General features: G+C 73.1%; 16 protein-coding genes and 2 pseudogenes. 10 read left to right on the top strand and 8 right to left on the bottom strand.

Annotated elements, in window-relative coordinates; translation table 11 throughout:
* The first annotated feature begins 30 nt into the window (after positions 1-30).
* The gene (gene galE / locus AC3D3D_RS05270) at positions 31-1,020 is read left to right on the top strand and encodes a UDP-glucose 4-epimerase GalE (RefSeq protein WP_463661206.1); all 990 of its coding nucleotides are present in this window, start codon (positions 31-33) and stop codon (positions 1,018-1,020) included.
* On the top strand, positions 996-1,877 hold the full coding sequence (locus AC3D3D_RS05265) for a glycosyltransferase family 2 protein (RefSeq protein ID WP_463661207.1): 882 nt from the start codon (positions 996-998) through the stop codon (positions 1,875-1,877). The genes galE and AC3D3D_RS05265 overlap by 25 nt, the downstream gene beginning before the upstream one ends.
* A 176-nt stretch (positions 1,878-2,053) precedes the next feature.
* On the opposite strand, the gene AC3D3D_RS05260 is transcribed toward AC3D3D_RS05265, so the two are convergent.
* Positions 2,054-2,737, bottom strand: a complete 684-nt coding sequence (locus tag AC3D3D_RS05260; protein WP_463661208.1) for a hypothetical protein — start codon at positions 2,735-2,737, stop codon at positions 2,054-2,056.
* Between the two features lie 138 nt (positions 2,738-2,875).
* Between AC3D3D_RS05260 and AC3D3D_RS05255 the strand changes: the two genes are divergently transcribed.
* Positions 2,876-3,064 (top strand): hypothetical protein, encoded by a 189-nt coding sequence (locus AC3D3D_RS05255; RefSeq protein WP_463661209.1) that lies wholly within the window; start codon positions 2,876-2,878, stop codon positions 3,062-3,064.
* Positions 3,065-3,351: 287 nt separating this feature from the next.
* Here AC3D3D_RS05255 and rfbB read toward each other — a convergent pair whose 3' ends face one another.
* Both rfbB and AC3D3D_RS05245 read right to left on the bottom strand, forming a co-directional pair.
* A complete protein-coding gene (rfbB, locus tag AC3D3D_RS05250; RefSeq protein WP_463661210.1) occupies positions 3,352-4,344 on the bottom strand; it encodes a dTDP-glucose 4,6-dehydratase in 993 nt (330 codons plus the stop codon).
* 26 nt (positions 4,345-4,370) lie between these two features.
* On the bottom strand, positions 4,371-5,693 hold the full coding sequence (locus AC3D3D_RS05245) for a UDP-glucose dehydrogenase family protein (RefSeq protein ID WP_463661211.1): 1,323 nt from the start codon (positions 5,691-5,693) through the stop codon (positions 4,371-4,373).
* A gap of 119 nt (positions 5,694-5,812) precedes the next feature.
* On the opposite strand from AC3D3D_RS05245, the gene AC3D3D_RS05240 reads away from it, so the two are divergent.
* From AC3D3D_RS05240 to AC3D3D_RS05220, 5 genes are all read left to right on the top strand, one after another.
* Positions 5,813-8,002, top strand: a complete 2,190-nt coding sequence (locus AC3D3D_RS05240; RefSeq protein ID WP_463661212.1) for an N-acetylmuramoyl-L-alanine amidase — start codon at positions 5,813-5,815, stop codon at positions 8,000-8,002.
* A gap of 556 nt (positions 8,003-8,558) precedes the next feature.
* Positions 8,559-9,749 carry a C40 family peptidase gene (locus AC3D3D_RS05235; protein WP_463661213.1) on the top strand — a complete coding sequence of 397 codons (1,191 nt, stop codon included), beginning with the start codon at positions 8,559-8,561 and terminating at the stop codon, positions 9,747-9,749.
* Positions 9,750-9,903: 154 nt separating this feature from the next.
* Positions 9,904-10,737, top strand: a complete 834-nt coding sequence (locus tag AC3D3D_RS05230; protein WP_463661214.1) for an ABC transporter permease — start codon at positions 9,904-9,906, stop codon at positions 10,735-10,737.
* Positions 10,734-12,068 (top strand): ABC transporter ATP-binding protein, encoded by a 1,335-nt coding sequence (locus AC3D3D_RS05225; RefSeq protein WP_463661215.1) that lies wholly within the window; start codon positions 10,734-10,736, stop codon positions 12,066-12,068. The genes AC3D3D_RS05230 and AC3D3D_RS05225 overlap by 4 nt, the downstream gene beginning before the upstream one ends.
* Positions 12,065-13,429: a glycosyltransferase family 4 protein gene (locus AC3D3D_RS05220; RefSeq protein ID WP_463661216.1), complete on the top strand. Its 1,365-nt coding sequence runs from the start codon at positions 12,065-12,067 to the stop codon at positions 13,427-13,429. Before AC3D3D_RS05225 ends, AC3D3D_RS05220 begins: the two co-directional genes overlap by 4 nt.
* Before the next feature lie 112 nt (positions 13,430-13,541).
* Here the strand turns inward: AC3D3D_RS05220 and AC3D3D_RS05215 are convergent.
* Positions 13,542-15,146, bottom strand: a pseudogene (locus tag AC3D3D_RS05215) (MFS transporter); the annotation flags it as partial.
* The gene (gene glsA / locus AC3D3D_RS05210; protein ID WP_463661217.1) at positions 15,143-16,162 is read right to left on the bottom strand and encodes a glutaminase A; all 1,020 of its coding nucleotides are present in this window, start codon (positions 16,160-16,162) and stop codon (positions 15,143-15,145) included. The gene glsA and the pseudogene AC3D3D_RS05215, both read right to left, overlap by 4 nt.
* Before the next feature lie 235 nt (positions 16,163-16,397).
* Here glsA and AC3D3D_RS05205 point away from each other — a divergent pair, with 235 nt between their 5' ends.
* Entirely contained in the window at positions 16,398-17,573 is a 1,176-nt protein-coding gene (locus tag AC3D3D_RS05205; protein WP_463661218.1) for a calcium:cation antiporter, read from the top strand.
* Between the two features lie 63 nt (positions 17,574-17,636).
* Here AC3D3D_RS05205 and AC3D3D_RS05200 read toward each other — a convergent pair whose 3' ends face one another.
* Complete coding sequence (locus AC3D3D_RS05200) at positions 17,637-19,178, bottom strand: glycosyltransferase family 2 protein (protein ID WP_463661219.1); 1,542 nt, start codon at positions 19,176-19,178, stop codon at positions 17,637-17,639.
* The gene (locus tag AC3D3D_RS05195; RefSeq protein WP_463661220.1) at positions 19,175-19,561 is read right to left on the bottom strand and encodes a hypothetical protein; all 387 of its coding nucleotides are present in this window, start codon (positions 19,559-19,561) and stop codon (positions 19,175-19,177) included. Before AC3D3D_RS05195 ends, AC3D3D_RS05200 begins: the two co-directional genes overlap by 4 nt.
* 38 nt (positions 19,562-19,599) lie before the next feature.
* Here AC3D3D_RS05195 and AC3D3D_RS05190 point away from each other — a divergent pair, with 38 nt between their 5' ends.
* Positions 19,600-22,248, top strand: a complete 2,649-nt coding sequence (locus tag AC3D3D_RS05190; protein ID WP_463661221.1) for a glycosyltransferase — start codon at positions 19,600-19,602, stop codon at positions 22,246-22,248.
* A 939-nt stretch (positions 22,249-23,187) separates the two neighbouring features.
* Here the strand turns inward: AC3D3D_RS05190 and AC3D3D_RS05185 are convergent.
* A pseudogene (locus tag AC3D3D_RS05185) lies at positions 23,188-23,637 on the bottom strand (glycosyltransferase family 39 protein); the annotation flags it as partial.
* Positions 23,638-23,678: the final 41 nt, after the last annotated feature.

Raw genomic sequence — 23,678 nt, 5'->3', positions numbered from 1 at the left:
GGCCGGGGCCCGCGCCGATAGCCTGAGGCCATGACAGTCCTGGTCACCGGAGGAGCCGGTTACATCGGCGGGCACGTCGTCGCGGCGCTGCTCGAGCGCGGGGACGACGTCGTCGTCATCGACGACCTGAGCACCGGCAACCCCGACCGCGTCCCGGGCGTCACCGTCGTCACCCTCGACCTCGCGGCCGACGGCGCCGAGGAGAAGCTCGGTCGGGTCATGGCCGAGCGGCGGATCGACGCCGTCATCCACTTCGCGGGGCGCAAGCAGGTGGGGGAGTCCGTCGAGCGACCCACCTGGTACTGGACGCAGAACGTGGCCGGCCTGCTGACCGTCGTGCGGGCGATGGAGAGCGCCGGCTGCCGCCGGATCGTCTTCTCCTCCTCGGCGTCGGTGTACGGCCAGTCCGACGCCGAGCTGCTGGTCGAGACCGCCCCCACGGCGCCGCTGAGCCCCTACGGCCGCACCAAGCTGGTCGGCGAGCACATCCTCGACGACGCGGCCGCCGCGGGCACGATCGACCCGATGTCGCTGCGCTACTTCAACGCCGCCGGCGCCGCGTCCCCGCTCCTGGGCGACACCTTCGTGCAGAACCTCATCCCCATGGTTCTCGAGCGCCTCGACGCCGGGCAGCGCCCCCGGATCTTCGGCGACGACTACCCCACCCCCGACGGCACCTGCGTGCGCGACTACATCCACGTCGTCGACCTCGCGCGGGCCCACCTGCTCGCCGTCGACCACCTCGGCGGCGCCGACGAGCGCCGGGCCGCCGGCCGGCCGCCGACGCCCACCGTGGTCAACGTCGGCACCGGGCACGGCAGCAGCGTGCGCGAGGTCCTCGACGCCGTGCGCGAGGTCACCGGCAACACCACCGAGGCGGAGGTCGTCGCCCGCCGCGCCGGCGACCCGGCGCGCTCGGTCGCCGACGTCACCCTGGCCCGCGAGCTGCTCGGGTTCACCGCCGAGCTCGGCCTGCACGAGATGGTCGACTCGGCGTGGAAGGCCTGGCGGGCGCGGTGAACGGCGCGGCCGGCGGGGCAGCCGGCGTGCAGGTCGTCACGGTCGCCTACGACCCCGGGCCCGAGCTGGCCGTCTTCGCCGAGACCCTGGCGAGGGCCACCGAGGCCGAGGTGCGGCTGACGATCGTCGACAACGGCAGCGAGTCCGGCGTCGTCGACGAGGTGGTCGCCGCCCACGGTGCCGAGCTGCTCCGGCCGGGCGCCAACCTCGGCTACGGGACGGGCGCGAACCTCGGCGCGCGCGGGGGCAGCGAGCCGTGGCTGGTGGTCGCCAACCCCGACGTCGAGTGGCGGCCCGGGTCCCTCGACGCGCTCCTGGCGGCGGGGGAGCGGCACCCGCGCGCCGGGGCCCTCGGACCACAGGTGCTCAACCTCGACGGCTCCGTCTACGCCTCGGCGCGTGCGCTGCCGAGCCTCGTGGTCGGCGGCGGGCACGCGGTCCTCGCGCCCGTGTGGCCGGGCAACCCGTTCACCGCGCGCTACCAGCAGCGCTCCGGTCTCGGGGCGGTCGCGGACCGGACGGTGGGCTGGCTGTCGGGCTCGTGCCTGCTCCTGCGGCGCGCGGCCTTCGACGAGGTCGGCGGCTTCGACGAGGGGTACTTCATGTTCTTCGAGGACACCGACCTCGGGGACCGGCTGGGCCGGGCCGGCTGGGAGAACGTCTACGTGCCGGGCGCGAGCGTCGTGCACGACCAGGGGGCGAGCTGGCGCGAGCGGCCCGCGCCGATGGTCCGGGCCCACCACCGCAGCGCGGAGCGCTACCTGCGCAGTCGCTACGACGCCTGGTGGCAGGCCCCCGTCCGCGCCGGCCTCGCCGCCGGCCTCCGGCTGCGCGCCACCCTCCTCACCCGCGATTGAGCAGTTTTCTGCCTGGCGAGTGAGCGGTTTTCTGCCTCACCAGTGAGCGGCATCCGGTCGGGCGAGTGAGCACTTTTCTGCCCGGCGGGCTTTCGCCTGTCTGTCGCCCGGGGTGGGCGGCATCAGGCACGACGTTGATGACGGGCCGGTGCTCCGCCGTCGGGACCTGATCTCGGTTACTCGACCCGACCCACCGGGATCGGGTCGACCGCCTTCCACCGCGTACGCGCGAGCTGCGAGGGTCGGGCGATGAGGTCAAGGACCGGCTCGCGTTCGGCGAGCGGGTCCGTCAAGGATGCGGTGATGCGCCCCACCGCATGGACCGACGAGATGCCGGTGTCGCGGTCGAAACGCAGCATGCCGTGCCCCGCACCGGTGATCGCGCGCTCCCGCCGTTCCTGCTCGCGCAGGACGGTGGCGGTGTCGTGCGCGAGCTTTTCCCCGCCGTCGTACTCGTTGCACGCCCAACGCCGCGAGCCGTCGGCGAGCACGCCGTCGGGTAGTGCGAGGTCGGTGAAGAACACGCCGTCGGGGGTGTCGATCGGGCACTGCGCGACGACGTCGCGCCGCCCCCAGGTGAGGATCACCCACCTCAGCCAGGACTCGCGCGCGGATTCGGACCAGGGGACCGCCCACTCGACGACGGCGCGGGCGGTACGGATTCCGCGAGCGCGCAGCGGGAGGGCGTCCAGACGGGCATACCACCGCGACCGCACCTTCCGGGCACGTCGTTCGGTCGCGGTGCGGTCGAAACGGTCGACCTCACTGTTCCAGGACATCAGACGGTCCGCGGCGAGCAGTGCCTCCATGGGCGGGAAGAAGCGGGCGAGGTCGATGACCGTCCGGTCGCGCGACGTCACGGGGACACCGTGAAGCTCCACCACGTCCTCGTCGGGAAGCGGCATGGTGTGGCGGACGACGTCCCGGTCGGACTGCGCGCTCGTGTGCACGGGTGACGTGATCTCGGGGAGCGTCGGCTGCGTCCAGAGGGGCAGCCCGTGGAGAAGGGCTGCGGTGCTGTGACTGAGGGCGTGGTGCGCGCCCGTGCGGCGACTGGCGTCGATCGCCCGCGCGGCATGAACGGAGGCCTGTCGTTCGTGCTCGCCGATGTCGTCGGGCAGGTCGGCGATCGCCCCGGGCCGGACGATCAGGCGACTGACGTCCTGCAGGATCGCTCGGATCGCTGACGGCCGGTGCACATCCCTCCTCGACATGCGCATGACCTCGGGAACGTGGACATCGTTGGTCACGTCGAAGTAGGACACGCGCCCAGAGTGCGACCCGGGTGAGCCCCGGCGAGGCGCGCCGCCCCCGTCGTCGTGGAAAGCAAGGGCTCCCGACCTCCTGTGGAGATCGGGAGCCCCTGGTCGGTCTGTCGTGAGCCCGATGCGCGGTGGAGTCGGGATCCACGCCGCCGGTGCTCACTCGTGAGGTAGAAAACTGCTCACTCGCCAGGCGGGGACGCGCGCACCCGTCAGTGGCCCTGGGCGGCGTAGCGGGCCTCGACGGCGGCCTTCTGCGGGCGCCACCAGTCCTCGTTGGCGCGGTACCAGTCGATGGTGTCGCGCAGCCCGTCGGCGAAGCTGGTGAACCGCGGCTCCCAGCCCAGCTCGGTGCGCAGCCGGGTGGAGTCGATGGCGTACCGCAGGTCGTGCCCGGCGCGGTCGGTGACGTGGTCGTAGTCGCCGCGGTCGCGGCCCATGAGCTCGAGGATGAGCTCGACGACCTCCTTGTTCGACTTCTCGCCGTCGGCCCCGATGAGGTAGGTCTCGCCGGGCGTGCCCTTCTCGATGATCGTCCACACCGCGGAGTTGTGGTCGTCGACGTGGATCCAGTCCCGCACGTTCTGACCGGCGCCGTACAGGCGAGGCCGCACGTCGTCGATGAGGTTGGTGATCTGGCGGGGGATGAACTTCTCCACGTGCTGGTAGGGCCCGTAGTTGTTCGAGCAGTTCGAGATCGTCGCGGCGATCGAGAAGGAACGCACCCAGGCCCGCACCAGCAGGTCCGAGCCGGCCTTCGACGCCGAGTACGGCGAGGAGGGGTTGTACGGCGTCGTCTCGTGGAAGCGCTCGGGGTCGTCGAGCTCGAGGTCGCCGTAGACCTCGTCGGTGGAGATGTGGTGCAGTCGCACCCCGTGGCGGCGGACGGCCTCGAGCAGCTGGAACGTGCCCACGAGATTCGTCTGCACGAACGGGCTGGGGTCGTTGAGCGAGTTGTCGTTGTGCGACTCGGCGGCGAAGTGGACCACGAGGTCCGCCTCGGCGACCAGCGGGTCGACCGTATCCCGGTCGGCGACGTCGCCGGTGACCAGGCGGGTGCGCTCCAGGCCGGCCAGGGAGGCCGAGTGCCCGGCGTAGGTGAGCTTGTCGAGGACCGTGATCTCGGCGTCGGGCCGCTCGGCCACGGTCTGGCGGACGAAGTTGGCTCCGATGAAGCCGGCCCCGCCCGTGACGAGGATCTGCATGAGGTCTCCTGGTTCGTGGATGCGGGTCAGGGCCGGCCGATGCCGACGTAGGTCCAGCCGGCGGCGCGCCACCGCTCGGGGTCGAGCGCGTTGCGCCCGTCGATGATGGTGCGGACGCGCGTGACCTCCGCGAGCGTGGCGGGGTCGAGCTCCTTGAACTGCTTCCACTCGGTGAGCAGCATGACCACGTCGGCGTCCGTGGCGGCCTCGACGACGGAGTCGACGACGTCCAGGCGCGTGCCGCGCTCGCGCAGCACCGGCCCGGCGGCCGGGTCGGTGACCCGCACGTTCGCGCCCTCGTCGTGGATGCGGCGCGCGATGTCGAGGGCGGGGGAGTTGCGCATGTCGTCGCTGTCGGGCTTGAAGGCGGCGCCCAGGACGGCGACGTTCTTTGCCCGCAGGCTGCCGCCCACCGCCTGGCGGGCGAGGTTGACGGCGTGCAGCCGCCGACGGTCGTTGATGAGGTCGACCTCGCGCAGGAAGGTCAGCGCCTGGTCGACTCCGAGCTCGCCGGCCCGCGCCATGAACGCGCGGATGTCCTTGGGCAGGCAGCCGCCGCCGAACCCGATGCCGGCCCGGAGGAACTTCTTCCCGATGCGGTCGTCGTGCCCGATGGCCTCGGCCAGCGTGGAGACGTCGGCGCCGGTGGCCTCGCACAGCTCGGCCATGGCGTTGATGAAGGAGATCTTCGTGGCGAGGAAGGAGTTGGCGGCGACCTTGACCAGCTCCGCGGTCGCGTAGTCGGTGATGACCAGCGGGATGTCGCGGGCGAGCAGGTCGGCGTAGGCCTCGTCGAGCAGGGCCTGGGCCGCCTCGGCGTCGGCCTGGTTCTTCGACAGCCCGTAGACGATGCGGTCCGGGTCGATGGTGTCCTTGACGGCGAAGCCCTCGCGCAGGAACTCCGGGTTCCACGCCAGCACGCCGCCGGCGGCCTCGACGTCGGCGGCCAGGCGCGCCGCGGTGCCCACGGGCACGGTGGACTTGCCCGCCACCAGGGGGCGGCGGCCGTCGACCTCGCCCAGGTGCGGCAGGAGGGAGGCCACGGCGGCGTCGACGTAGGTGAGGTCGGCCGCGTACCCGCCCTGGACCTGGGGGGTGCCCACGCCGATGAAGTGGATGAGGGCCCCGGCGACGTCGGCCGGGTCGGTGGTGAAGGTCAGCCGGCCCGAGGCGACCTGCTCCGCGAGGAGCTCGTCGAAGCCTGGCTCGTGGAAGGGAGCGGTGCCCTTCGACAGCATCGCGACCTTCTCCGCGTCGACGTCGAGGCCGACCACCTCGTGGCCGAGGCTCGCCATGCAGGCGGCGTGCACGGCGCCCAGATAACCCGTTCCGACTACAGACATTCTCATGAGGGCACGGTACCGTCGCGCGCGGCACGAGCCATGTCCCACCCCGTCCTTCCCCCGAGGTGTCCTCCATGTCAGCCTTGCTGCGCCCTTCATCCACCACCAACCGACCACGACGGGCGGTGCTTGCGTCCGCCCTGGTCACCGCCCTGTGCGTGCCGGCGATCGTCAGCCCCGCCGTCGCCGAGCCCGACGCACCCACCGACGACGTCCCCGCGACGTCCTCCCCCGAGACCCCCGACGGCGTCGACCCCGCGCAGGCCGAGGCGCTGGGCGACGTCCCGGAGGCCGGCTCGGACCCGACCCCCATCCAGGTCCTCGCCCTCACGGGTGCGGACGGCGACCCGACCGGCTCCGCGCGGGCGGGGGCGGACGACCCCTCGGCCGTCTCGCGCAGCGCGCTGCCGAGCGCCGCCGCCCCCAACGCCACCGACGCTGAGGTGGCCGGGGCCCAGGCCGACGGTGACGTGGCGATCCTCACCGAGGAGCTGGACACCGAGGGCTTCGTCCTGGCGGGCGTGACCTGGGCCGCGGGGGAGATGCTCCCGCAGGACGCCGCGATCTACGTGCGTACCCGCGCCGGCGGCGAGTGGTCCTCCTGGTCCGACCTCGAGCCCGAGTCCGCCGACGACGACTCCCTGCCGGGCGGGACCGAGCCCTTCCTCACCACCGAGTCCGACGGCGTGCAGGTCCAGATCGACCTCGGCAGCGGCGAGCTGCCCGCCGACCTGCAGCTCAACCTCGTCCCGGCCGACGTCGACGGGGCGGTCGAGCTCGCCCCGGGCGGGCCGGGCACCGCGGCGGTCGCCGTCGAGGAGAGCGAGGTCGTGGCCGGTGCGGCCGCGCAGGAGCGCTCGGCCGCCCCGCAGGGTGGTGCGAGCCCCGACGGCGAGGCGAGCTCCGACGGCGCAGCCGGCTCCGACGGCGAGGCCGGCTCCGACGGCGCGGCCGGCCGGGAGCCGGCGACCTCCGGCGGTTCCGGCGCGAGCCCGGACGCCACCGCCAGCCCCGACGCGACCGCCAGCCCGGACGTCATCGCCTCGCGGCCGTCGATCATCTCGCGCGCGGGCTGGGGCGCGAACGAGTCCTGGTTCTTCTGGCCGCCGCAGTACACACGGCTGCGGGCCGCGGTCGTCCACCACACGGCCGGCACCAACTCCTACACCTATGCCGAGGCGCCGGGCGTGGTGCGAAGCATCTACTACTACCACGCACAGACCCGCGGCTGGGGGGACATCGGCTACAACTTCCTCGTCGACCGCTGGGGCCGCACCTACGAAGGGCGCTACGGCTCCCTGGGTGCCCCGAACGCGCAGATGACCGTCGGTGCGCACGCCGCCCCGGCGAACACCAACACGGTCGGCGTCTCGATCATGGGCGACTTCTCCTACGGGCCCGCCCCCCAGGCGTCGATGAACGCGGTCCGTGACGTCATCGCCTGGCGGTTCTCCCTGGCGCAGGTCGACGTCGACGCCCCCACCGGCATCACCTCGCGCGGCACCGCCTACGCCTACCCCGGCCAACCGCTGCCGGCGATCATGGGCCACCGCGACGTCGCCTACCAGACGCGCACCATCTGCCCCGGCCCCTACGTCGCCGCCGCCCTGCCGGGCATGATCGACGAGATCCGCGCGATGCGGGGCAACGAGTTCTTCCTGTCGAACTCGTGGAGCACCACCGCCGACATCGAGTTCGAGTTCGGTGAGCGCGGGCTCGAGGTCTTCGTCGGCGACTGGGACGGCAACGGCACCGACACCGTCGGCGTGCGCAACGGGACCCGGTTCGAGCTGACCAACGGCCACCGCTCCGTGCCCGACACGGTGCTGAACTACGGCCGGCCCGGCGACGAGATCGTCGTGGGGGACTGGGACCGCAACGGCACCGACACCCTCGGTGTGCGCCGCGGCAACCGGCTCTACCTGCGCAACGACCTGCGCTCCGGCGACGCCCACGTGGAGTTCGGCTACGGCCGCGTCGGCGACGAGCTGCTCGTGGGCGACTGGACCGGCAACGGGCGCGACACCTTCGGTGTGCGGCGCGGCGACCGGTACTACCTCAACAACGGTCTGGCCGGCGGGCCCGCCTCGGTCGAGCTCTCCTACGGGCGCGACCGTGACGAGGTGGTCGTGGGCGACTGGGACGGCAACGGCACCGACACGTTCACCGTGCGGCGCGGGAACACCTACTTCATGCGCAACACGCTCACCTCCGGGGTTGCGCACCGCACCGTCAACTTCGGCCGGGTCGGCGACCGCGTGGTGGCCGGCGACTGGGACGGCAACGGCACCGACACCCTCGGGGTCGTGCGCTGACCGCGCCCTGACCGCGCCCGACGGCGGCCCGTCACCTCTCGGTGGCGGGCCGCCTTCGTGTCTGCGGGTCCGTGCCCACTGGCGAGGACTCGTCGCCCGCTGTGCCGGTGTCCGCGCTCACTGTTCAACACCTTGTGGCACTGATCAGTGCGCATGGTCGGTTGACCGGTGGATCAAGGGGTTGAGAGGTGGGGTGGGGGGGCGGAGGGGGTGGAGGGCCACCCGACGGCGAAGGCCCAGGTCAGAAGGTCACGGGCAGGTCACGGGCGCCGACCGTCGATGGACGGCACAGCAGTCACAACCGCCTCGTTTGCCGCAGCGGCCACGATGGTGTATTGCCATCGCCATTACTCTGAATCGACGTCATCGTCGCGTGACGCGCCGTAACCTGGACGTGATCCTCCTCACGATCACCACCAGTCACAGGAGTATCACCGTAAGGTCACGTTCGACATTCCCCCCCACTACCGGGCTGGACCACCAGACCCACGCCCGGACCGAAGCTGTGCGACCCGCCCTGACCCCGGGGACGGTGGCCGGACGAGGAGCGACCCTGGTGCGAACGACAACCCGACTGACCGCTGCCACGATCACCGCCCTGGCAGGTGCCGCCCTGCTCGCCCCTGCCGCCCAGGCGGCCGGTGGCGACGTCGGCGGGTCCGGCGACGAGTACCACCTGACCAACTCCACGAACGGCCGCACGGCCGTGACGATGACGTTCGGCCACCCGGACGGCAACGCCTACGTCGGTGACTTCACCGGCAACCGGGTCGAGACCGTCGCGGTGCGCCGGGGCGACCAGTTCGCCATCACCACGGGCAACACCGCCAGCCCGGGCCACACGACGATCAACTACGGGCGTTCCGGCGACGAGGTCTTCGTCGGCGACTGGGACGGCGACGGCGTGGACACCTTCGCGGTGCGCCGCGGCAACTCCTTCTACATCCGCAACTCGGTGACCTCCGGCGTGGCCGACGTCGTCATCAACTACGGGCGCGCCGGCGACGACGTGCTCATCGGCGACTTCAACGGCAACGGTGCCGACACCATCGCGGTGCGCCGGGGCAACCAGTACTTCCTGCGCAACACGCTCTCCTCCGGCGTGGCCGACGCCGTCGTGCCCTACGGCCGCGCGGACGACGAGGTGATCGTCGGCGACTGGAACGGCGACCGGGTCGACGGCCTGGGCGTGCGCCGCGGCAACCAGTACCACCTGCGCAACACGCTGTCCGGCGGTGACGCCGAGCAGGTCGTATCCTACGGCCGCACGGGCGACACCGTCATGGTCGGTGACTGGAACGGCGACGGCGTCGACACCCTCGGCGTGCGGCGCGACACGCGCGTCGTCGAGGCACCCTCGCGCGACCAGGAGCGCGACGAGCCGCCCGCCACCGACTGGATGGGTGACGAGGTCGTCTCCACCGCCATGAGCCACGTCGGCGCCCCCTACCGGTGGGGCGGCACGTCGCCGTCCGGCTGGGACTGCATCGGGTTCGCCCACTACGTGTACGCCCAGCACGGCGTGGAGATCCCGCGCACGACGATGTGGGCACCCTTCGCCGGCTACGAGCAGGTCTCGGCCTCCGAGGCGCGCCCCGGCGACCTCATCTGGTGGCCCGGCCACGTGGCGATCTACCTCGGCGACGGCCAGAACGTCGCCGCCTGGAACCCCGGCATGGGCACCCGCGTGGGCCCGAACTCCTGGGTCGGCGGGACGCCGACCTACCTGCGCGTCCTGCCCTCCTGACCCCGCGGTCCGGCCCTTCCCCGTGGGCCGGCCCCGTACCCGAGCGCCCCGCCCGGCCGCGCCCCGTCGCGGTGCCGCGGCGGGGCGCTGGTCTACGCTGGTCCGTGCCCCGCGCCCGCGGAGCACCGGCGGCACCACGGGAGGACGGACGCACGTGCGGTTCCTGACCGACCTGCGCGGCTCGAAGGAGCTGCTGGTCAACCTCACGATGCGCGAGGTCAAGGGCAAGTACAGCCGGACGGCGCTGGGCCAGCTGTGGTCGCTGGCCAACCCGCTGGCCGCGATGGCCATCTACACGGTGGTCTTCGCCTTCATCATCCGCATCGAGCCCGACCCGGGCGACCCCTCGGGGCTGGACATCTTCGCCGTCTGGCTGCTGTGCATGCTCCTGCCCTGGACGTTCTTCACCAACGTCGTCAACGGCTCGATGGGCGCCCTGGTGGGCAACGAGAACCTCATCAAGAAGGTGCACTTCCCGCGTGGCGCCCTCATCGTGTCGACCGTGGCCTCCTGGGCCTTCACCTGGTCGATCGAGATGGGCGTGCTCACCGTCGTGCTGCTGCTGCTCGGCGCGAACCCACTGCCGTTCCTGCCGCTGCTCGTCCTGGCGATGGCCGTCTTCGCGGTGTTCGCCATGGGGCTCGGACTGCTCGCCGCCATCGCCAACGTCTACTTCCGCGACACCCAGCACTTCGTGACGATCCTGTTCCAGATGTGGTTCTACCTCACGCCGATCGTCTACCCCGTGCGGCTGGTGGCCGAGCAGTCCGACCGGATCGGCGACCTCGTCGGCCCGGTCGGGATCCTCGACGTCTACCTGCTCAACCCGCTGGTGCAGTTCGCCGAGATCTTCCGCAACCTGCTCTACGACAACCGCCTGCCCGAGCTGTCGACCACGCTCGTCGCGCTCGCCTGGGCGCTGGGGGCGTTCCTCGTCGGGGCGCACCTGTTCTCGCGGCACGAGAAGGGACTGGCCGAGGCCCTGTGAACGCATCGAGCCCCGGGCCCGCCGGCCCGCACGCCGCCATCACCGTCGACGACGTCTCCAAGCGGTTCCGCGTGTACCACGAGCGCAACCAGACGCTCAAGGCCGCGGTCATGCGGCGCCGCCGCAGCGTCCACGAGGACTTCTGGGCGCTCAAGGACGTCTCCCTGGAGATCCCCGCGGCGTCGACGTTCGCGCTCGTCGGGGACAACGGGTCGGGCAAGTCCACCCTGCTCAAGTGCCTGGCCAAGATCCTCTACCCGACCAGCGGGAGCATCACCACCCGCGGACGGATGGCCGCCCTGCTCGAGGTCGGCTCCGGCTTCCACCCCGAGCTCTCCGGCCGGGACAACATCTACCTCAACGGCTCGATCCTGGGGATGACCAAACCCGAGATCGACAAGAAGTTCGACGACATCGTCGGCTTCTCCGGCGTCGAGCAGTTCATCGACCAGCCGGTGAAGAACTACTCCTCGGGCATGTACGTGCGCCTCGGGTTCTCCGTGGCCATCCACGTCGACCCGGAGATCCTCCTCGTGGACGAGGTCCTCGCCGTCGGCGACGCCGCCTTCCAGGAGAAGTGCGCCGCCAAGTTCGCCCAGTTCCGACGCGAGGGGCGCACCGTCGTCGTCGTCTCGCACTCCATGCCCACGCTGCGCCAGATGGCCGACCAGGCGGCCTGGCTCGACGACGGCGTGCTGCGGGCCGCCGGCCCGGCAGCCACCGTGCTCGAGCAGTACGCCGACTCGACCCACGACTCGGTGCGTCTCGACGACTCGGGCCGCACGCACTGGGGCTCGGGCGAGCTGCTCATCGAGGAGGTCGAGGTCTTCGGCCAGGGCGGTCCGGGCAGTTCCGTGCGCCAGGGCGAGGACATGACCGTGCGCGTGCACTACGACGCGCGCGAGCCGGTGACCGACCCCGTCATGGGCATCGGCGTCGAGCACACCGACGGCACCTACCTGTGGGCCTCGAACACCTTCGACCACGGGCCGCGCCTCGGCACGGTCCGCGGCCGCGGCGTCATCGACTGCCACGCACCGAGGATCGCCTTCGCCCCCGGCGGCTACGTGGTCATCACCTCCCTGACGGACTCGACGACGCAGCACACCTACGACCGGGTGCGGGACTCGGCCCGCTTCGTCGTCGAGAACGGTGCCGAGCGGTTCTGGGGCGGGTACATCCAGACCGACACCGCCTGGGCGGTGCCCGACGGCGCGCCCGAGCCCCGACCGACGGAGACCGCGGCCGGGGGAACCACGGGTAGGGCCGGAGGAACGACGGAAGCGGCCGACCCCGCGTCGGACGGCAGCGACGAGCAGGAGAGTGCATGACCGAGCGCCGACGCATCCTCGTGGTCACCCTCGACACCCTCGCCGAGAAGATGGCCGGGCCCGCGATCCGGGCGTTCGAGATCGCCCGCGCCCTGGGCGCCGAGCACGACGTCCGCCTGCTCACCTTCGGCGGCTGCTCGCGCGCGGGGGAGGGCTTCGTCACCGCCCGCACCACCGTCGAGGAGTTCCGCGAGGAGGTCGCCCAGGCCGACGTCGTCGTGGTCCAGGGGTACGTCGTCGCCACCTTCGACTGGCTCCAGGACGCGGACGTGATCCTCGTCGTCGACCTCTACGACCCCTTCCACCTCGAGTCCCTCGAGGTCGAACGCTTCCGGCCCGACGCCGAGCGGCACGCCGCGCTCGCCCGTGCCCTCGGCGAGCTCGGCGCCCAGACGCGCCGCGGCGACCTGTTCCTGTGCGCCTCGGAGAAGCAGCGCGACCTGTGGATCGGGCACCTGGCGGCCTCGGGCCGGGTCAACCCCGACACCTACGACGCCGACACCTCCCTGCGCTCGCTCATCAGCGTCGTGCCCTTCGGCACCGACGCGAGCGCCCCGACCCGGCAGGCGCACGGCATCAAGGGCGCGGTCGAGGGCATCGGCCCCGAGGACCCGGTCGTGCTCTGGGGCGGCGGCGTCTACAACTGGTTCGACCCGCTGACCGTCATCCGCGCCGTCGACCGGGCCCGCGAGCGGGTGCCCGACCTGCGCCTGTACTTCCTCGGGATGAAGCACCCCAACCCCGACGTGCCCGAGATGGCGATGGCCGTGCGCACGCGCGAGCTCGCCGACGAGCTCGACCTGACCGGCACCCACGTGTTCTTCAACGAGGACTGGGTGCCCTACGAGCGTCGCGCCGACTACCTGCTCGACGCCGACATCGGCGTCTCCGCCCACTTCGACCACGTCGAGACCGCCTTCAGCTTCCGCACCCGCATCCTCGACTACCTCTGGGCCGGCCTGCCGATCGTCTGCACCGAGGGCGACCACTTCGGCGCGCTCGTCGCGACCGAAGGGATGGGCGCCGCCGTGCCGGCCGAGGACGAGGACGCCCTCGCCGAGGCCCTCGTCGGCCTGCTCACCGACGAGACGCGCATCGCCGAGGCACGCGCCGCCGTCGCCCGCGTCGCCGCCACGCACACGTGGTCCGAGGCCCTCGCCCCGCTCGTGGCGTTCTGCCGGGACCCCCGCCGCTCCGCCGACGCCGCCCGGCTCGCCGCCGAGCGCCGCGCCGGTGTCCGTCCCGGGGAGGTCTCGCGGGTGACCCGGCTGCGCGCCGACGCCGCGGGCGCCTGGCGCACCCTGCGCGGCGACGGACCCGCCGGGCTCGCGCGGAAGGTCAGGCGTCGCCTCGGTCGGTAGGTCCGCTGTGCGGGGCGGCTGAGCCGTAAGGGTCACTCGGGTCGCTCGTGCGGCCCGGGCTGGTCAGGTCGTCCGGGTCGCTCGGCTCTCCCGGGTCGCCGCCCGCGCCGGCGAGCTCGTGCGGCGTGTACCGCGGAAGCCGGGACGCGGGTACGACAGCGACGGCGCTGACGCCGGCCAGGACGAGGAACCCGAGCTTCAGGGCGCGCAGGCGCTCCTCCTCGTTGAGCTCGACGGCCGCCGAGACCTGTGCGGGTGAGGCATCCGTCCTCGAGAGGACGTCCTCCAGGTCTGCGTTCGACACGAAGTTCACGCTGTCCAGGTCGACCTGCGCCACGAGCTCCTCCGGGATCTCCGGGTGCTCGACGACCGCGCGACCGACCCCGACGCTCAGGAGGGCGACGAGCAGTGCGCCGACGACCGCGGTGCCGACCGCCGAGGCGAGATTCTGGGTGCTGCCGCGGATCGACCCGACGTCGCCCGCGAGCTCGGCAGGAGCGGCGGTGACGAGCACGTTGAAAACGAGCGTGACGAGCGCACCCTGGCCGATGCCGAACACCACGAGACCGACGATCGTGGGGAGCGTCTCCCAGTTGTTCGTGACGACGAGCGAGAGCCAGACGAGCGCGAGGGTCGTCAGCGTGAAGGCCGTGAGGGCGATCGTCCGGGGCGGGAAGCGCCTGTAGAAGCGGACCACGAGGGTCGCGGTGACGAACACCGTGAGGTTGAACGGCATCATGGCCAGCGATGTCTCGAACGGGGTGCGCCCCTGGACGATCTGGATGTACATCGGGACCGTGAAGTTCAGGGCCGCCTCGAGCGCGACGACGACGAACATCGCGAGGACCGCGGCGCGCTCGCGCGACGAACCCAGCACCGAGAGATCGACGAGGGGTTCCTTGCCGAGCCGCATCCGACGTCGGGTCCACACGAGGAACGTCTGGCCGAGGACCACGCCGGCGACGATGAGGATCGGTGCCGGGGACACGCCAGCCAGGGAGAAGGGTGCGTGAGCGCTCGCGAAGAACGCGCCCCAGGCGCCCAGGTTGTTGAACCCGAGGGTGAGCAGCATGATCGCGAGGCCGATGAGGACGGCGGCGACGACGTCGATCCTCATGCTCCTGTCGCCCGTGCCGGTCGATCGGAGCGTGAAGCTGAACGCGAGGACGACGACCGCGATGCCGAGCACGATCATGAAGACCGGCCGCCAACCCACGAGGGTGCCGAGGGTGCCGCCGATGAGGAACGCGCTGATGCCGGACAGGGCGCGGGCCGAGCCCAGCGAGCCGATCGCGGTGGCCTGCTGGTCGCCCCGGTAGTTCTCCGCGATGAGGGCGACGAGTGCGGGCACGATGATCGCCGCCGACGCGCCCGCGAGCGCCTGACCCGCGATGGCCCAACCGACGGTCGGGGAGAGGATCATCACCAGTGACGAGCAGGCGAACACGACGATGACGAAGCGGAAGATGCGGACCTACCCCACGCGCTGACCGAGCTTCGCCCCGGTCATCACGAGCGCGGCGACGACGAGCCCGTAGATCACGATCGTCGTGCTCGCGACCGTCGGCGGCACGTCGAAGTCGCTGACCATCCCACCGATGGAGATCGGCAACGCGGCGACGTTGAACGACATGAGGATCTGAGCGAGGAAGAGGCCGACCATCGGGAGCCACGACGTGCGCTCCTGGCGGGGCTCCGCGGCGACGGCGGCCGTCATGACGCGCTGCTCCCCGCGCGCGCGTCGACGCTCGAGGCGAAGAGGTTCAGGCCGAGGCCCCGGGAGAGGTAGGCGATGGCGCGCTGGCCGCGCACGCTGTTGCCCGCGGGGTCCAGGGGAGGGGAGAAGGTGCCGACGGCACCCTTCCCGGGGGCGACGGCGACGATCCCTCCGGAGACGCCGGACTTCGCCGGAAGGCCGATCTCGAACAGCCACTCGCCGGACCGCTCGTACATCCCGCTCGCCGCGAGCATCGCCAGGGTGTCCTGACAGACCTCCGGGGAGACCACCCGCTGCGACGTGACGGGGTTCGTGCCGCCGTCGGCGAGCGTCGCCCCCATGACGGCGAGGTCGTGCGCGGTGACGAGCAGGGAGCACTGACGGGTGTAGACGTCGACCATCTCGAGCGGGTCGGCGTCGAGCCGCCCATAGCTTTGGAGCAGTCGCGCGAGGGCCTTGTTCCGAGCGTTGGTCCGCATCTCCGAGCGGTACACGTCGTCGTCCATCTCCAGCCGGCGGCCGGCGAAGGCGGAGAGGCCGGAGCGGATCGACTCCCACCGGGCGCCCGCCGTGGCGCCGGGGACGAGCGCCGTCGTGGCGATGGCTCCGGCGTTGACCATCGGATTCATGGGGTGGCCGTCGTTGAGCTCGAGCGCCATCACAGAGTTGAACGGCAGCCCGGTGTTGTTGACCCCGACCACGTCCTTGACCGTGCGGTGGCCACAGGCGTCCCGCACGATCGCGTACACGAAGGCCTTGGAGACCGACTGGATCGAGAGCGGGTGGGCCGTGTCCCCGACGTCGTGGGAGGAGCCGTTCGTCTCGATGATCGAGAGCCCGAACCGTGCGGGGTCCGCGTCGGCGAGCGCGGGGATGTAGTCGGCGACCGCGCCGTCCCCGACGCCCCGGTAGCGCTTGAAGGCCGCGGTGGCGAGCGACTCCACGCTGTCCCACGACGGCAGCCGTCCCGTGGATACCGCTTGGTCGACCTCCGCGGATTCCGATGTGATCGTCATTGATCCCCCCTGGTGCGTCGTGGTCACACATGGGCATCGTATGACTCGACCCCCAGGTGTCCACCCCGTCCTCGCCGGGCCGCCCACGCGGGTCAGGTGGCTCACCCGGTGAGCCAGGTCGCTGCCGCGGCCGCGCCGGTGTCGTAGCCTGCCGGGGCGTGCGAGGGCACGCCGACGGACGGGACGGCCCGCCCGTACAGCTCGGCCCGGGGACGGCCCCGTGGAGAACCACCGCATGCCCACCACCGTCCGCTCCCTCCTCACGCGCTCCGCGCTGGCGCGTCTGGTGACCGGCTGGGTCGCCGTCGCCCTGCTCGCCGTCGCCGGCCCCCTGCTCGCCCCGCCCGTGCCCGGCCCACTGCTCGTCGGTGCACTGGTGGCGATCGTCGGCGTCGTCCTCGTCTGTGCCGGCGGCGTCGTCGATCAGGCCGAGCACCTCGCCCGACGCCTCGGCGACCCCTACGGGTCCCTCGTCCTCACGCTGTCGATCGTGGCGATCGAGGTCATCCTCATCTCCGCGGTCATGCTCGGCCCCGGCGACCACACCACCATCGCGCGCGACTCCGTCATGGCGGTGGCGATGATCATCCTCAACCTGGTCATCGGTGTGTCGCTGCTCGTCGGCGGGATCCGCCACGGGGACATGGAGCACAACCGCACGGGCACCTCCGCGTACCTGTCCATGCTCGTGCTGCTCGCCGCGGTCGCGCTCGGCCTGCCGGCCGTCCTGGGCGAGGGTGGCTCGTACACCGGCGCGCAGGCGGTGGTCGTCGTCGTCCTCACCCTCGCGCTCTACGCCTTCTTCCTGCTGCGTCAGACCGGGGCACAGGCCGAGGACTTCCGTGAGGTCGACCCGCGCGTGACCGGGCGCCTCGCCGACCGCTCCGGTGGCGGGTCCGCCGCCGGGTCCGGCGAGGACGGATCCGGCACCGGCGTGCGTGCCGTCATCGCCGAGCACCGCACCGAGATCCTCGGCCGGGCCGCGCTGCTCGTGGCCACCGTGCTGCCGATCGTCCTGCTCTCCCACGACATGGCCGCCCTCCTCGACGACGGCCTGGACCGCGTCGGTGCCCCCGTCGCCCTGTCCGGGCTGCTCATCGCGGCCATCGTCTTTCTGCCGGAGTCGATCACCTCCGTGCGCGCGGCGCTCGCCGGTGAGGTGCAGCGGGTGATCAACCTGTGCCACGGCGCGCTGGTGTCGACCGTCGGCCTGACGATCCCCGCCGTGCTCGTCATCGGTGCCCTCACCGACCAGCAGGTCGTCCTCGCCGAGGGACCGGCCAACCTCGTGGTGCTCGGCCTGAGCCTGGGGCTGTCGGTGACCACCTTCGCCGGAAGGCGCGTCACCGCGATGCACGGGGCCGCGCACCTGGTCCTCTTCGCCCTCTACGTCCTGGCGGTCCTGGGCTGAGCGGGCGGTCGCGGTCCCGGGACCGGCCCAGGTACCCCGACCGCCGGCGTCGGACGCCCCGGGTCAGACGCCCCAGTACCAGGGGTCGAGTGCCGTCATGCCGGACCACCAGGACACGGCGGCGTGCTCGCGGTCGGTGACGCGGGCGTCGCGGGTGACCGACTCGTGGTGGACGACGCGCACGCCGGCGGCGCACACGGTCCGCAGGCCCACGGCGCGCAGCTTGAGGCAGTAGTCGACGTCGTTGTAGCTCAGCGGGAGCTCCTCGGTGAGCCCGCCGACCTGCTCGAAGGTGGCGCGCGGCGTGAGCAGGCAGGCCGCCGTCACGGCGAGGAACTCCAGGTCCGCCGTGCCCACGCCGAGGCGGGCCACGCCGTCGGGCTCGTGGGCGAGCAGGTGCGAGGGGGTGCGGTCGGCGCTCATGACGATCCCGGCGTGCTGGATCGTCCCGTCCCCGTAGAGCAGGCGTGCCCCGACGGCGCCGACCCCCTCCTCGAGGGCGACCGCGACGAGGTTGCGCAGCCAGGTGGGGTCCACGACCTCGGTGTCGTCGTTGAGGAGCAGGACGAGCTCGCCGCGTGCGTGCGCGACGCCGACGTTGATCGAGCGGGAGAAGCTGAACGGGCCCTCGGCGGTCACCACGCGCACGCGGGGGTCCAGGGCGGCGCACCGCTCGGCCACCTCGGGGTCGGTGCCCTGCGAGGTGACGACGACGACCTCCAGGTCGGGATAGTCGGTCACATCGAGCAGGGTGGTCAGGGCGACGTCGACCGAGCTGACCTCGCCGTCGGGCGTGGGGCGCCGCCCGCCACCGGTGGGCACGACGACGCTCACCAGCGGCGTGCGCGCCGGCTCGCGCACGATCCGCAGGTGGTCGGGTCCGTGCTCCTCGGCGACGGTCCAGGTCAGGCCGCGCCGGGTCAGGGAGCGCCCGACGGCGGCGGCCCCGGCAGGAAGGAGCTTGGCCGGGTCCTGCGCGCGGGCCAGCGCGGTGAACGGCAGGTGGAGGACGTCGGGAGAGGGGGCGGCGGGGTCCCCGGCGCCGAGGTGCTTGGCCAGGCGCAGGTGCAGGTCCCACTCCGCGGCCGGGTCCGTGCCGAGGTCGCCCGGGCCGCCGACCTCGGCGAGCAGGTCGGCGCGTACCAGCGTGAGCCGGCCCAGCACGTCGAGGTGGTCGAGCGCGCGGGGCATCCACGACGGCTTGGCGTGGGTGCGGCCGTCGGGCAGGCGCTCGTCGGCGTAGACCACCCGCACGCCCTCGGCGGCGTCCAGCGCCGCGAGCATCGTCGGCAGCGCGGCGGGCTCGAGGGTGTCGCCGGCGGCGAGGATCCCGACCCAGTCGCCGCGCGCCTCCTGGGCCTCGGTCGCCTCGAGGACCTCCCAGGGTCCGTCGCCCTGGGCCTCGACCGAGGCGTCGGTGCGCTCGCGGTCCTCCTCGTCGCCGGGCAGCACGAGCAGCGAGAGGCGCGGTGGTGCGGCGGGAGGTGCGTCGTCGTCGGGGGTGGCGGTCGGAGCCGGATCGGCCGGCTCGTCCGGGACACGCCCTTCTGGGACCGGAGCGGGGGGTGTGTCGGTGACGGCGTCCTCGGGTCGGTCCGCGGTCACGGGCGGCCGCCCGGCAGCCGGCGGCGCACGGCCCGCAGGGCGCGCGCCGGGTCGGTCAGGGCGATGTGCAGGCGACTGGGCGGCTGCCCGACGGGCTGTTCCGCCCCCGCCTGGGCCACGGACTCGGGGGAGTCGGCCGCCGGCGTGCCGTGCAGCGCATGGACCTCGGCCTCGAGCTCGGTGTGCCGCGTGGCGAGGTCGTGCAGCAGCCGGTCCTGCAGCGCGATCGTGGCGCGGGCCTGACCGAGCGCCGCCTGCGCCTCGACGACGCGCCTGGACCAGGCGGCCCGGGCCAGGTGCTCGCTGCGTCCGGCGAGCGTGGCGTGCAGGTCGGCGTCCGCGGCCGCCAGGTCGGCGAGCCAGGACTCGGGGCGGTTCGGCATGGGGCCACGCTAGTGCGCCCGCTGCCTAGGATCGGCACATGCGTGTCGCCCAGGTCTCGGCCCACTACCCGCCGAACTTCATCTCGGGCGGCACCCTCGTCCCCCGGCGGATCGCCCGGGCGCTGGCCGCCGCGGGCCACGAGGCCCACGTCTACGCCGGCCACCTCGACGACTCCCGTCCCGCCCTGTCGACCTGGGACGACACCGACACCGGCGCGCACGGCACCGTGCACGTGCGCTGGATCGAGACCCACCCCTACACCTCCTGGTCGGACAGGAAGAACTGGGCGAACCCCGCCGTCGAGGCCGACTTCCGCTCCTGGTTGGACGAGGTGCGGCCCGAGGTGGTCCACCTGCACTCCCTGCAGACGCTCGGAGGCTCGCTGGTGCGGGCGGCCAAGGACTCCGGCGCGGCGGTCGTCGTCACCGCCCACGACTGGTGGTGGCAGTGCACCCGGCAGTTCCTCGTCGACAAGGACATGCGGCCGTGCTCCCTGGTCGTCGGCTGTGGGGCGTGCCCCTGCGAGCGGGGCCGCAGCGCCGCCGACGCCCGCCTGGCGGCCCTGGCCCCCGAGCTGGCCCGCGCCGACGTTGTGCTCGCCCCCTCCGCCTCGGCGGCCCGCACCTTCCTCGCCAACGGCGTGCCGCCCGAGCTGCTCGAGGTCGACGAGAACGGCCTGCCCGGCGTCAGGGCCGACGACCCCCCGCCGCCGGCCCGCACCGGCGACGGCCCGCTGCGCCTGCTCTTTGCCGGCGGGAACGACGAGGTCAAGGGCGGCCCCCTGCTGCTGCGCGCGGCCCGGCGGCTCGCCGCCGAGGACCCGGCCGCGGCCTGGACCCTCGACATGTACGGCACCCGCGACGACGGCGCCGGCCCGCTCCCGGAGCAGATCCGCCTCCGTGCGCCCTTCGCGCCCGAGGACCGCGCCGAGGTGCTCGCCGGCGCCGACGTCCTCGTGCTCGCCTCGATCATGCGCGAGTCGCACTCGATCCTCACCCGCGAGGCGCTGCGCGCGGGCCTGGCCGTCCTGGCCACCGACACCCTGGGGCCCGAGGAGGCCGTCGCCGAGGACGTCAACGGGTGGATCGTGCCCGCGGGCGACGAGGACACCCTCCTCGCCCGGCTGCGCGACCTCGTCGCGGACCCCGCCGCCACCCGCACGCGCACGGGCCAGGGCTCGGCCACCCCCGTCCGGGCGCTCGAGGACCAGGTCGCCGGGCTCATCGAGCGCTACGCGCGGATGTCCGGCGCCACCTCGGCGGGGTCGGCGGACGGGGCGGGCGACCCGGACATGCCGCCGGCGGGTGACCCGGACCTCGCGCTCGCGGGAGACCCAGACCTGCCGGGGGAGGGGGCCCGGGCGGCGGGACGCGCGCTCATGCGGCGCGTGCTGTTCGTCAGCGGCATCCAGGGCGCGCCCCAGCGCTACCGCACCCAGCTCGCCGCCGAGGGCCTGGGCCTGCAGGGGGTCTCCGCGCGGGTGCGCCACTACCGGGACCCGCGCCTGGTCGAGGAGGCCCGGCGCTGCGACGCCCTCGTGCTCTACCGGGTGCCGGCGACCGACCAGATCGTCGACCTCGTCGCCCAGGTGCGCGCGCGTGACCGGGCGGTCCCGGTGCTCTTCGACATCGACGACCTCATCTTCGACCCCGCCCTCGAGGGGCAGGTCGACGGCCTGGCCGGCATGCCGGCCGAGGAGCTGGCGCTGTGGTGGCGCGGCGTGCGCCGCTACCGGACCTCGATGGAGCTGGCCGACGCCTACGTCGGCTCCACCCGGACGCTGTGCGAGCACGCCACCGCCGTGACCGGCATGCCTGCCCACCGCTTCCCCAACGGGGTCGGCCGGCTGCTCGCCCGGCGCTCGGACCTGGCGCTGCGTCGCGAGCGTGCCGAGGGGCCGGTGCGCATCGGCTACTTCTCGGGCACCACCACCCACGACGCCGACTGGGCCTTCGTCGAGCCCGCCGTCGTCGAGGTCCTGCGCCGCCACCCCGACGTCGAGCTGTGGCTCGGCGGGCACCTGCGGCCCACCGAGGCCCTCACGCCCTACGCCGACCGGGTCCGCCGCCTGCCCTTCGTGCCCTGGTACGACCTGCCGGGCCTGCTGCGCGACGTCGACGTCTCCCTCGCCCCCCTCACGCCCGGCTCGATCTTCAACGAGTCCAAGTCGGCCATCAAGTGGCTCGAGTCGGCGCTGGTGGGCACCCCCGTGGTCGCCTCCCCGACCCAGCCCTTCCGCGAGTCCGTCGTCGACGGCGTCACCGGCTACCTGCCCGAGACCGTGCAGGGCTGGACCGACGCGATCGACTCCCTCGTCCGGGACCCCGCGCTGCGCAGGCTCGTCGGCGCCCGGGCCCGCCGGGAGGCGCTGCTGCAGTGGTCGCCGCACGTCCAGGGGCGCACCTACCTCGACCTGCTGCTCGCGACCGCCGAGCAGGTACGCCGTGAGGGTCCGCGGGTCTCGGTGGGCTGGGAGCCGGTCACCGACGACGAGCCGCTGGACGTCGCGCAGGCCTGGGTCGAGCCCTACGCGCTGCCCCGCTCGGGCCTACGCCTGCCGACCGCTCTCACCGGCAGCCGGCCCGTCCGGCTCCTGGCCGCCGCCCGCCGGGTCCAGCGGGACGCCGGCACGGGCGAGGTCGTCCGGCGTGCCGCCGGCAAGGTCCGTCGGCGCCTCGGCCGCTGAGCCGCGGCCGGCCGGCGCGCCGTCGCCGTCTGCGCCGACGCGCTCCGCGCCGTCGCCGTCCGCGCCGTCGCCCTGCGAACGGCCGGCCTCGGCGCGACCGTCCTCGTCTGCGGTCCCGCGCCCGCCGTCGCCCACACCCGTGCCGGGGGCGGCCCGGCCGGCACCGATGCCGCCGGGGCCCACCCCGGTGGCGTCGCGCCAGGACTGCAGGCCCAGCAGCACCAGGGAGGCGAGGCCCGCGAGGGCCGTGGCCCCGACGAGCGCGACCAGCTTGGTGATCCCGAACGAGCTCCAGTCGTTCCACCGGCTCAGTCCGCGGGCCAGGTCCTCGTAGAACTCGACGTAGAAGGCGGTGAACCCGAACAGCAGGCCCCACAGGGCCAGGCCGAGGAAGGCCACGCCGGCCCCGACCCGCACCGCGACGGTCACCCCCGGCGAGAGGCGGGACGTGAGGCGGTCCAGCAGCAGCGCGATCGCCGCGAGAATGCCGAGGACCCCGACGAACAGGTACCGGCCCTGCAGGCCGGCGAACAGTCCGGTCGAGTAGTACTCCTGCAGCGCCCCGTAGATGACGACCCCCAGGACGCCGATCCAGCCCGAGAGCACGACCAGCAGCTGGATCCGTCGCCGCCCGGCGAGCACCACCGCGGCCACGACCAGGGCGAGGGTGAGGTAGGTGGCCGGGCGCTGGAACCACGTGGGCATGGGCGACTCCAGCCACCCGAAGTTCCCCCAGGCGCTGGTCACCAGGCTGTTCTCGGCGCCGACGGCGAAGTCCCACAGGTTGAGGCCCAGGTGCGAGGTGTCCTCGAGCGGCTCGCGTCCCGGGTAGCCGTCGGGCTGGAAGGTGCCGTGCACGAACAGGTTCTTCAACCACCACCAGCCGCCGACGGCGAAGGCCACCGCGAGCGCCCAGAACCCGCCCAGGGCCCGGCTGCGCAGGGGACGTCCGGAGCCGGTCGAGGCGAGGAAGGCGAGAGCGACGACGGGGATGAACGCGAGCATGAAGCCCTTGGTCAGCAGGCCACCGCCGAGCAGCAGCCCCATCCCGACGACGTGGCGCCAGTCCCACCGGCTGGTCATCACCACCGCGCTCAGCGCGAGCACCGCGGCGCCGAACAGGTTGAGCAGGGAGTCGTTGGACACCGCCGCGTTGACGTAGAGCAGCTGGGCGGGGGCCGTGATGGCGAGCGCCCCGACCAGCGACGCCGAGCGGGAGCCCCCCAGGCGGCGCACCGTCACCACCACGAGGGGGACGATCCCGGCGACGAGCACGACGTCGAGCAGCCGCAGCGCGAGCAGCTGGGTGTCCCAGGCCCAGTCGTCGGCGCCCAGCACGGTGAGGTAGCCGGCCGCCACGGCGTAGTAGCCCGGCGGGTGCTGCGTCATCTGGTCGACCTGCTGGTAGAGCGTGACCCGCTGGTCGACGT

This window comes from Georgenia sp. X1117 (assembly GCF_057784635.1).
Note: the sequence above shows the minus strand (reverse complement) of the source record. Positions and strands in the feature narration are given on the sequence as shown.